Here is a 10,139-nt window from a genome sequence, read left to right on the forward strand (position 1 = left end):
CCTCCGCGGCACCGGCCGCGGTGCCGGCCCCCGGGCCATGCCGGCGTTCCCATTCCGCCTGTTCCGCGTCGCGCTGCGCGTTCTCACGGTCCAGCCGGCCGCCCGTGCGCACGGCGTACAACCAGGACAGCGCGAACAGCCCGCTGACGACGAACATCACCGGTTCGACGATGCCGGTGGCGATCAGGAGCACCTGCATCGCCCAGCCGATGGCGTAGCCGGACGGGCGGCGGAGCAGGGCACAGCAGAGCACGAGCAGGACGCTCAGGCCGATCCCGAGCCCGAGGATCAGCGCCGGCGGCACGTCGTCCCGGTAGAGCCCGAACACCACCAGCGTGGCGAAGAAGGCGACGAAGGCTTCCAGCAGCAGCACGGTGGAGGCGAACATCGTCTTGATCGAGCGCCGTTTCTTCGGCATGTCCGGACGCCACTCGCGCTGGGCTTTGGTCAGTTTGGCCATGGATCTTGTTACTTTCCTAGCAGGATGCGGGCGTCGGCGACCAGGGTGATGGACCCGGTGATCAGCACGCCGCCGGCGAGGTCGTTGTCGGCTTCGGCCCGCCCGACGGCCCATTCGATCGCGTCGTCGAGCCGGGGCGCGATGTGCACGGCGTCCTCGGGGAAACCGGCGGCCATGGCATCCTCGGCCAACTGCTCGGCGGGAATGGCCCGCGGTGAGTTGGACTCGGTGACGCAGATTTCGTCGGTGAGGTCGCTGAGCTGCTCGCGCAGCTGGGTCAGCAGGCCGACGGCGTCCTTTTCCTGCAGGACGCCGACCACCGGGATGAGCTTCGTGAAGTTGAACGCCTCCAGGATGGCCTGCGCGCTGGCCTTCATCCCGTCGGGGTTGTGGGCGGCATCCACGATGATCGTCGGCGCTGTGCGCACTACTTCCAGCCGGCCCGGCGAGGTCACCTCCAGGAACGCCTCGCGCAGGACTTCCACGTTGAGTTCCTTTTCGCCGCCGCCGAGGAACGCTTCCAGCGCGGCCACGGCGACCGCCGCGTTCTGGGCCTGGTGCGCGCCGTGCAGGGGCAGCAGCAGGTCCTGGTAGCGGCCTGCCAGCCCGTTGATGGTCAGCTGCTGGCCGCCGACGGCGACCTTGCGGGACTCGACCCCGAACTCCACGCCTTCGAAGCGGAAGGGCACCTGAAGGTCCCGCGCCTGTTCCAGCAGCACCTGTGCTGCGTCCAGTGGCTGGGCCGCGCTGACCAGGTAGCCGCCGCGCTTGATGATCCCGGCCTTCTCCCGGGCAATGTCCTCGGTGGTGTCGCCGAGCAGGTCGGTGTGGTCCAGCGAGATCGGGGTGATCACCGAGACCTGGCCGTCCACCACGTTCGTGGCGTCGGTGATGCCGCCCAGGCCAACCTCGATCACCGCCACCTCCACCGGCTCGTCGGCGAAGATGGCGATGGCCAGGATGGTCACGCACTCGAAGTAGGTCAACCGGGGCGCGCCCTCGGCGTCCAATTCCTGGTCGACGATTTCCAGGTACGGCCGGATTTCGTCCCAGACCCGCACGAACGTCTCGTCGGCAACGGGCTCCCCGTCGATGCTGATCCGTTCGGTCACCTTGGACAGGTGCGGGCTGGTGTAGCGGCCCGTCCGCAGTCCGTGCGCCCGCAGCCCGGCCTCGATGATCCGGGCCGTGGACGTCTTGCCGTTCGTGCCGGTCAGGTGGATGCTGGCGAAGGCCTTGTTCGGTTCGCCGAGGATGTCCATCGCCCGGAACAGCGGTTCCATGCGCGGTTCCATCTTGTTTTCCGGGGCGCGGCCCAGCAGTTCCGCGTAGACGCTCTCGACGCCGAATTCATCACTCATGGTTTGGTGCCCCCTTCAGGATCCGGCTTTTTCCACGGACACGGCGTCGCCGTCCCCGGCCACCAGGACCAGGTCCACGGTGAGGGTTTCCTGCGAGACCAGCCCCTGGTGCAGGGTCAGCGCGTCCAGGACGGACTGGTCCGCCGTCACCGTGGTGCGGATGCGGTCGCTGACCACCAGTCCGGCATCCTTGCGTGCCTGCTGGATGGTGCGCACGTAGTCGCGGGCCACGCCTTCGGCCTCCAGTTCGGCGGTCACGGTGGTATCCAGCACCAGGAACCCGCCGCCGGGCAGCATGGTGACCGCCGCGCCGGCCGCGGCGTCCCCGGACACGACGGTTTCCAGGGAGTACTCCGACGGCTCGAGCAGCAGTCCCCCGGCGGTGACGGCACCGGCGTCGTCCACCGACCAGTCACCGGACTTGGCGGCCTTGATGGCCTGCTGCACGTTCTTGCCCAGCCGCGGGCCGGCCGCACGGGCGTTGACCACCAGCTTCTGCGAGATGCCGAACTCTTCCGGGGCGGCGTCGGCGGCGTCGATCAGCCGGACCGACTTGATGTTCAGCTCGTCCTGGATCATCACGGCGTACTGGCCGGAGAGCCGCTCGGCGCCCGGCACCACCACGGTCAGCGAGGCCAGCGGCAGCCGCACGCGCAGGTTCGCGGCCTTGCGCAGGCTCGAGCCGGAGGAGCAGATCTGCCGGGTGGTGTCCATCAGTTCCACGAGTTCGGACAGCTGCGGGAACTCGCCGGCGTCGGGCAGGTCGGTCAGGTGGACGGAACGCCCGCCGGTCAGCCCGCGCCAGATCTCCTCGGTGACCAGCGGCAGCAGCGGAGCGGCCACGCGGCAGACTGCCTCCAGCGCGGTGTAGAGCACGTCGAACGCGTCGCGGTCCTCGTCGAAGAACCTCTGGCGGGAGCGGCGGACGTACCAGTTTGTCAGGGTGTCCAGGTACTCGCGCAGCGCGTCGCAGGCGCCGGAAACATCGTAGGCATCGAGCGCGGCCGTCATGTCGCGGACCAGGTCCCCGGTGTTGGCCAGGATGAACTGGTCCAGGGACTCCATGCCCTTGATCCGTTCGGTATCGCCGAGGACGGAGACGGCCTCATGGCCTGCCCCGTTGTTCGCGGAGTTGGTGTAGAGCTTGAAGAAGTGCCACACGTTCCATAGCGGCAGCATCACCTGGCGGACGCCGTCGCGGATGCCCTGCTCGGTGACGATCAGGTTGCCGCCGCGCAGGATCGGGGAGGCCATCAGGAACCAGCGCATGGCGTCGGAGCCGTCGCGGTCCAGGACTTCGGACACGTCCGGGTAGTTGCGCAGGCTCTTGGACATCTTCTGCCCGTCGGAGCCGAGCACGATGCCGTGGCTGATCACGTTGCGGAAGGCCGGGCGGTCGAACAGCGCGGTCGCGAGCACGTGCATGGTGTAGAACCAGCCACGGGTCTGGCCGATGTATTCCACAATGAAGTCGGCCGGGTTGTGGCTGTCGAACCAGTCCTTGTTCTCCATCGGGTAGTGCACCTGGGCGTAGGGCATCGAACCGGAGTCGAACCAGACGTCGAGCACGTCCTCCACACGGCGCATCATGGACTGGCCGGTCGGGTCGTCCGGGTTGGGCCGGACCAGCTCATCGATGTACGGGCGGTGCAGGTCGACCTCGCCGTCGTGGTTGCGCGGCAGGGTGCCGAACGCTTCCTCCAGCTCGGCCAGCGAGCCGTACACCTCGCGGCGCGGGTAGTCCGGGTTGTCCGATTCCCACACCGGGATGGGCGAGCCCCAGAAGCGGTTGCGGCTGATGGACCAGTCGCGGGCGTTCTCCAGCCACTTGCCGAACTGGCCGTCCTTGACGTTTTCCGGGATCCAGTTGATCTGCTGGTTCAGCTCGACCATGCGGTCCTTGAACTTGGTGACCTCCACGTACCAGGAGGAGATGGCGCGGTAGATCAGCGGCGTGCGGCAGCGCCAGCAATGCGGGTAGCTGTGCTCGTAGCTGGCCTGGCGGACCAGCCGGCCGTCGGCCTTCAGCACCCGGGTGATCGGCTTGTTCGCCTCGAACACCTGCACGCCGGCGATCTCGGCCAGCGGGCCCTCGGCGAAATAGGGCAGGAACTTGGCGCCCTCGTCCACGGAGACAATCACGGGGATGCCGTTGTCTTCGCAGACCTTCTGGTCGTCTTCGCCGAACGCCGGCGCCTGGTGGACTAAGCCCGTGCCGTCGGTGGTGGTCACGTAGTCGGCCACGACGATCTGCCACGCGTTGCCGGTGCCCCACTTCGCGGCGTCCGCGTAGTGGTCCCAGAGCGGCTCGTAGCGCAGCCCGGCCAGCTGGGCCCCCACGTACCGGGCCGCCACCGCCTCGGTGGCGGCAGCGGCGTCGTCGTACCCCAGGTCCTTGGCGTAGGAGCCGAGCAGGTCCTCCGCCACCAGGAACTTCTCCCCCGCGGCCTGCGTCCCGTTGGGGCCGGCCGGCAGCACCGCGTAGCTGATCTCGGGCCCGACGGCGAGGGCTGCGTTGGTGGGCAGCGTCCACGGCGTGGTGGTCCAGGCGAGCGCGTTGACGCCGGCTAGCTCCGCCGCCAGCGCGTTGTCCGACCCGTCGGCGCGGATCGGGAAGGTGACCGTGACCGTCTGGTCCTGGCGCATCTTGTAGACGTCGTCGTCCATCCGCAGCTCGTGGTTGGACAGCGGAGTCTCGTCCCGCCAGCAGTACGGCAGCACGCGGAAGCCCTGGTAGGTCAGGCCCTTTTCGTGCAGCTGCTTGAAGGCCCAGAGGACCGACTCCATGTACTCGACGTTGAGCGTCTTGTAGTCGTTCTCGAAATCCACCCAGCGGGCCTGGCGGGTGACGTAGTTCTGCCATTCGTCGGCGTACTTCATCACGGAGGTGCGGCAGGCGTCGTTGAACTTGTCGATGCCCATGGACAGGATCTGCTGCTTGTCCGTCATGCCCAGCTGCTTCATGGCTTCCAGCTCGGCCGGCAGCCCGTGCGTGTCCCAACCGAAGCGGCGCTCCACCTTGTGGCCGCGCTGGGTCTGGTAACGGGCAACCAGGTCCTTGACGTACCCGGTGAGCAGGTGGCCGTAGTGCGGCAGGCCGTTGGCGAAGGGCGGGCCGTCATAGAAGACGAACTCGTTGCTGCCGTCGCTGCCGGCGTCGCGGGCATCGACGGAGGCCTGGAAGGTGCCGTCCTGCTGCCAGTATTTGAGCACCAGCTCCTCGATCTCGGGGAACTTAGGCGAGCTCTCGGCAGCGGCAGCGCCGGCGGTGGAAGCCTTGGGATAGATCTGTGGCATGTTCGTCATCCTGGAAAGACAGCTCGGCAAGTGTGGGTACTTCTGCGAGGACGTGCCCTGCTCCGGTGCCTCCGGTGCGGCTGGAAAAGCCTCACCGTGCTGCCGGGGCGGAACCCGCGGTACCACCTCACTTGCTGGCCTGATGCGCCGGAACCGGTGCAAAGGGACAGCCACTCATTCGCTGCTGTGACGGGCATACCCGTCCGGTTCTACTGGGCCCAGGATGTTGGCCTGGGCTGTTCTTCCGGAAGCTCACCGGTGATGGCCGGGTCAGCGCTGATGACTCAAGTTTACGGCCCTGGCGGCGCGGCTGTCGAAACGCGGGCGAAATACGTGCTGGAGATGAGACCGTCCACTCCCTGCGTGGCAAACATCTTCATGCCCAGGGAGCCTACTTCTTAGCGCCGACGCATGCGTTCAGATCTTGATGGGCGGGATTGTTAGAATGGCGCTTCATTGCCGCCAGCCTTCTTCAGTTCCGCCAGGAGCTTCCCAAATATCTGCGGGGCGCCTTTCGCTGAACGGAATGCGAGATTCCGCAGTTCAACGAGTCTCTCGCCGGCAGTCCAGTCCCGATCTTCACTTACAGGCTCTGATTCGAGTCTCGCGATTTCTGTGGTGACATCATTCTCACGGATCCTGACACCCAAGAAGTAAGGGATTCGGCCGTCCTCGTCCACAGATCCGATCTCGTATGAGCTGTCTCCGACGACGGCTATCGCACTATCATCCTGCTCCGACCAATTCAGGACATTGGAGCGAGTTGCTGCCATGAGCTCCGTCACGAGCTGCATCCACTCATCTTCTTCGAACATCAGGGTCCTCCTGCAACTTGTAGCGTATCTGGGCAACGACACCCGCCAATTCACTGGACAGCTTTCCTATTTCTGCCGAAATAGCCTTAGCTGTGCGGGCGACGTCTGGATTTTGCTTGCCAGCAAGCGATTGCTTAACGTCGAGCGCTCGACCACCTGCGACTTTCACTCTTTCAATGAGCTTCGCCGCTCCCTCCTCGATGTTTTCGAGAAGAGATGCAATTTCATGGGCTGCATGCCCAAATCTGACCAGGGCGCGCTGAGCTGCTTCGGCTTCGTTGGCACTTATTGCGAGGTCCAAATCAGCCTGCAGATCCCGAAGCACCGGCATGGCCGCGGACAAAGCGTCCCCGCTGAGCTTCACTTGGGCCGCACCCAAGGCCTCGGTAGCCGCAGCCGCTGCTTTTCGCGTTCGGGATAGCTGAATGAAGGCTACGAGGAAACCAATAGCAGTTCCCACCAGACCCAACCAATCCCACCACCCCGGCCCGTCCAATCGCTGTCACCTCAAATAATAGATTTGGTCCTGGTTGTTCGCTTCTCAGGAACCTTTTGAGAAGGACCCTACTGCATAGAGTCTGAGGTTGCTTTATTGCTGCTCATTTATTTCAAGGAGTGTGCAATCCGGCGCTCATCTCCGCGACCTCCACAAAGGAACGATTGAACTCCGGAGCGACAAATCGGTCTGCCACCTTTAAGAAGGTGAGGCGGCACATTGAAACTATTGTGCGCTCTTTTAGACTCCGCTTGTAGTTGCCTCCGTCCACTCCCCAGCGTTGGACAGTCAGGAACGCGCTCGCTCGCGCTGCAATGGCACCACTTTATTCCGTTCGGAACACGTCTCAGGCAGAAACTTCCTGTTGTGCCCGAAACGGTAAGGCTACCGACCGGAAGTGCTACTTCCGAATCAGCTTGTGCGCGGCGGCCTGGGCCACGGGACGCATGACGATCTGGTCAAGGTTGACGTGATGCGGCAGGTTGAGCGAGTACGCCACGACGCCGGCTACGTCCTCGGCCAGCAGCGGTTTCTCCACACCGGCGTAGACGTTCTCGGCCGCTTGCCGGTCACCGCCGAGCCGGTTCAGTGAGAACTCCTCCGTCTGCACCAGGCCGGGCAGGATGTCGATCACGCGCACGTTGTGTTCCGCTTCTTCCAGGCGCAGGGTATTGGCCATCGAGTGCTGGGCGAACTTGGCTGCTACGTAGCCTCCACCGCCTTCGTAGGCCACCAGCCCGGCCGTTGACGTCAGCAGCACCACCGATCCCTCGCCGTTAGCGCGCAAAGCCGGAAGAAATGCCTGGATCATGCGCAGGGAGCCGAGGACGTTGACCTCGTACATCTTCTGCCAATCGGCCGGCTTTCCCTCCCCGATGGTGTCCACGCCGAATGCTCCCCCGGCGATGTTCACCAGCGCGTCGATCCCTCCGTCGGACAAGACGGTAGCTGCGAGCCGGTCCACTGAAGCTTGGTCGGTCACGTTCGCGGGCATGGCGAAGGCGCCGGTCTCCCGGGCGAGGGCGGCCAGCCGCTCGGCGCGGCGGGCAACTGCCACCACGTCCCAGCCGCTTCCCCGCAGCGCCCGAACGGTAGCTGCCCCGATACCCGAACTTGCTCCGGTGACTATTGCGCGCCTGGTCATGAACCACAGCGTAGCGGCAGACGAAGAAAGTGGTTCAGGCGTGGCATTCACCGCGCGACTTCGGGCGACTTCACCGCTCGACGGTGAGCGGTCTAAGGGGGACCGCGCAGGCCGCCCTTTCCAGTTGGCCGCCGGCAACCGTGGCGGCTCTGTTGTTCCGGCCGGTGTCATCGCACCAGTCGATGTGACGGGGCATGGCCGTCACAGCCGCCTCGCCCGCGGCCGCTTGTTCGGGGATGACGAACGCGTAGCTGAAGCCGCCGCCGTCGTTCATAGGGGCGGTGGCGTTGACGATTTCCGCTCCCGACGCGTCCACCACTGTCACCTCGATCTGCGCATTGCTGCCGTAGCGGGGATTGCAGTCGGCGTCGGCAGCCGCCACGGTGACGGTCTGTCCTGGCCGGGCATCCGTCGGACTGACTGAATATTCCGGCGGGAGACACGGAGGGGCCGCGCCAGGCCCCGCGTAAGCACCGCACCCCGGCACCGAAGCGGCCAAGGCCGCAGCAGCCGGCAGCGCGAAGGCGGCGAGGCCCCCGGCACGGTGCCTCGTGGCCGGAGGCGCCCCGCCGTCGCCCCTGCCTTCGCCACTTGTGCCCCGGCTGTTCCTTGCGCCCCGGGTGTTCCGCGGTACGTCAGCCGGATTCCACACCGAGGTGCTCCAAAATCATCCCGCGCAGCACCACTGCCTGATTGTGCTCCTTGTCCTTGGCCCCGTACAGCAGGCAGAGCTTGGGCTGCTCGCGCGCCAGCTCCACCAGCCGCTCCAGCGCCTCCGAACCGTCCAGTTCCTGCCGGTACGCCACGGCAAAGGCGTCGAATTTCTCCGGCCGGTGGCTGAACTCCTTGCGCAGCTCGGCCGAGGTTCCCGCCTCCTTCAGCCACAGGTCCACCCCGGCGCCCTCCTTCTTGATGCCCCGCGGCCAGATCCGGTCCACCAGCACCCGGTAGCCGTCGCCGTCGTCGGCGGGTTCGTAGACGCGCTTGATGTGAACGTTCGCCATGGGCGCATCCTACGCATTCACCCGCTGCGGCGGGTAGGTCTGCACGCCGTCCCCGGCCCTAGCGGCGAGCCGGGGCAATCAGGTGCTGCGCCGCCGTCGTGCAGAATCTTCATTCCCTGCCCGGCATGAAAGAATGGCCAGCATGGCAGAACATACCCCGGGCACAGACACGCCCGTTACCGTTAACGTTCCCGACAAGCCCGCCCTCGAAGGCCTTGAGGATGCCCTGACCCGGCGCTGGCGCGAGGAGGGGACCTACAAGTTCAATCCCGAGACCACGCGGGAGCAGGTCTACTCGATCGACACTCCCCCGCCGACGGCTTCGGGCTCGCTGCATGTGGGACACATGTTCTCCTACACCCAGACCGACGTGCTGGCCCGCTATCAGCGGATGCGCGGCAAGAACGTGTTCTACCCGATGGGCTGGGACGACAACGGCCTGCCCACCGAGCGCCGGGTGCAGAACTACTACGGCGTCCGCTGCGACCCGTCGGTGGCGTACGACCCGGACTACCAGCCGCCTGCCACGCCGGCGAAGAACCAGCGCGATTTCGACGTCGTCTCGCGCCGGAACTTCATCGAGCTCTGCGAAACCCTGGCCGTGGAGGACGAGAAGGTCTTCGAGAACCTCTTCAGCACCCTTGGCCTGTCGGTGGACTGGGATCTGACCTACCGGACCATCGATGACGTGTCCCGCTCCGTTTCCCAGCGTGCCTTCCTGGCCAACCTGAACTCCGGCGACGCCTACGTGGCCGAGGCCCCCACGCTCTGGGACGTCACGTTCCGCACCGCCGTGGCGCAGGCCGAGCTCGAGGACCGGGAGATGCCCGGCGCCTACTACCGCTACGCGTTCGAAACCGCCGACGGCGAAAAGGTCCACATCGAGACCACCCGCCCCGAACTGCTGCCCGCCTGCGTGGCACTGGTTGCCAACCCCGACGACGAGCGCTACCAGAAACTCTTCGGCACCACCGTAAAGTCCCCGCTGTTCGGCGTGGAGGTGGAGGTCAAGGCCCACCCGCTGGCCAAGCCCGACAAGGGCGCCGGCATCGCCATGGTCTGCACCTTCGGCGACCTGACCGACGTGACGTGGTGGCGGGAACTGCAGCTGCCCACCCGCTCCATCGTGGGCCGCGACGGGCGCATCATGGCCGACACCCCGGAGTGGATCACCACCGAGGAAGGCAAGGCGAACTACGCCGAGCTGGCCGGCAAGACCGTTTTCTCCGCCAAGGAGAAGATCGTGGAGCTGCTGTCCGAGGCCGGCGAACTGGATGGCGAGCCCCAGAAGATGACCCACCCGGTCAACTTCTACGAAAAGGGCGACAAGCCGCTGGAGGTCGTCACCTCACGGCAGTGGTACATCCGCAACGGCGGTCGCGACGCGGACCGGCGGGAACGGCTGATCAGCCGGGGGCGGGAGATCGAATTCCATCCGGCGTTCATGCGCTCGCGCTACGAGAAATGGATCGAAGGACTTAACGGCGACTGGCTCATTTCCCGCCAGCGCTTCTTCGGCGTGCCGATCCCGGTCTGGTACCCGCTGGACGCCTCCGGCAACC

9 protein-coding genes are annotated in these 10,139 nt (G+C 65.8%); 1 reads left to right on the forward strand and 8 read right to left on the reverse strand.

The window, feature by feature from the left end:
• The 8 genes from AC5RUJ_RS06085 to AC5RUJ_RS06120 form a co-directional block, all read right to left on the reverse strand.
• Positions 1–460, reverse strand: a 460-nt coding sequence (locus AC5RUJ_RS06085; RefSeq protein ID WP_494155675.1) for a DUF4233 domain-containing protein, incomplete at its 3' end; no start/stop codon positions are given.
• 8 nt (positions 461–468) lie between these two features.
• Positions 469–1,821, reverse strand: coding sequence for a bifunctional folylpolyglutamate synthase/dihydrofolate synthase (locus tag AC5RUJ_RS06090; RefSeq protein WP_494049866.1), 1,353 nt, complete (start codon positions 1,819–1,821; stop codon positions 469–471).
• A 15-nt stretch (positions 1,822–1,836) separates the two neighbouring features.
• Positions 1,837–5,118, reverse strand: coding sequence for an isoleucine--tRNA ligase (ileS, locus tag AC5RUJ_RS06095; RefSeq protein WP_494129077.1), 3,282 nt, complete (start codon positions 5,116–5,118; stop codon positions 1,837–1,839).
• Between the two features lie 440 nt (positions 5,119–5,558).
• Positions 5,559–5,933 carry a hypothetical protein gene (locus AC5RUJ_RS06100; protein ID WP_494129078.1) on the reverse strand — a complete coding sequence of 125 codons (375 nt, stop codon included), beginning with the start codon at positions 5,931–5,933 and terminating at the stop codon, positions 5,559–5,561.
• Positions 5,917–6,393: a hypothetical protein gene (locus AC5RUJ_RS06105; protein WP_494129079.1), complete on the reverse strand. Its 477-nt coding sequence runs from the start codon at positions 6,391–6,393 to the stop codon at positions 5,917–5,919. Before AC5RUJ_RS06105 ends, AC5RUJ_RS06100 begins: the two co-directional genes overlap by 17 nt.
• A 436-nt stretch (positions 6,394–6,829) precedes the next feature.
• Positions 6,830–7,573 carry an SDR family oxidoreductase gene (locus tag AC5RUJ_RS06110; protein WP_494129080.1) on the reverse strand — a complete coding sequence of 248 codons (744 nt, stop codon included), beginning with the start codon at positions 7,571–7,573 and terminating at the stop codon, positions 6,830–6,832.
• Positions 7,574–7,643: 70 nt separating this feature from the next.
• A complete protein-coding gene (locus AC5RUJ_RS06115; RefSeq protein WP_494129081.1) occupies positions 7,644–7,955 on the reverse strand; it encodes a hypothetical protein in 312 nt (103 codons plus the stop codon).
• A 253-nt stretch (positions 7,956–8,208) separates the two neighbouring features.
• Complete coding sequence (locus AC5RUJ_RS06120; RefSeq protein WP_494022982.1) at positions 8,209–8,577, reverse strand: DUF488 domain-containing protein; 369 nt, start codon at positions 8,575–8,577, stop codon at positions 8,209–8,211.
• A 142-nt stretch (positions 8,578–8,719) separates the two neighbouring features.
• On the opposite strand from AC5RUJ_RS06120, the gene AC5RUJ_RS06125 reads away from it, so the two are divergent.
• Positions 8,720–10,139, forward strand: a 1,420-nt coding sequence (locus tag AC5RUJ_RS06125) for a class I tRNA ligase family protein (RefSeq protein WP_494129082.1), incomplete at its 3' end; no start/stop codon positions are given.

Source organism: Arthrobacter sp. Y3223164 (genome assembly GCF_059091005.1).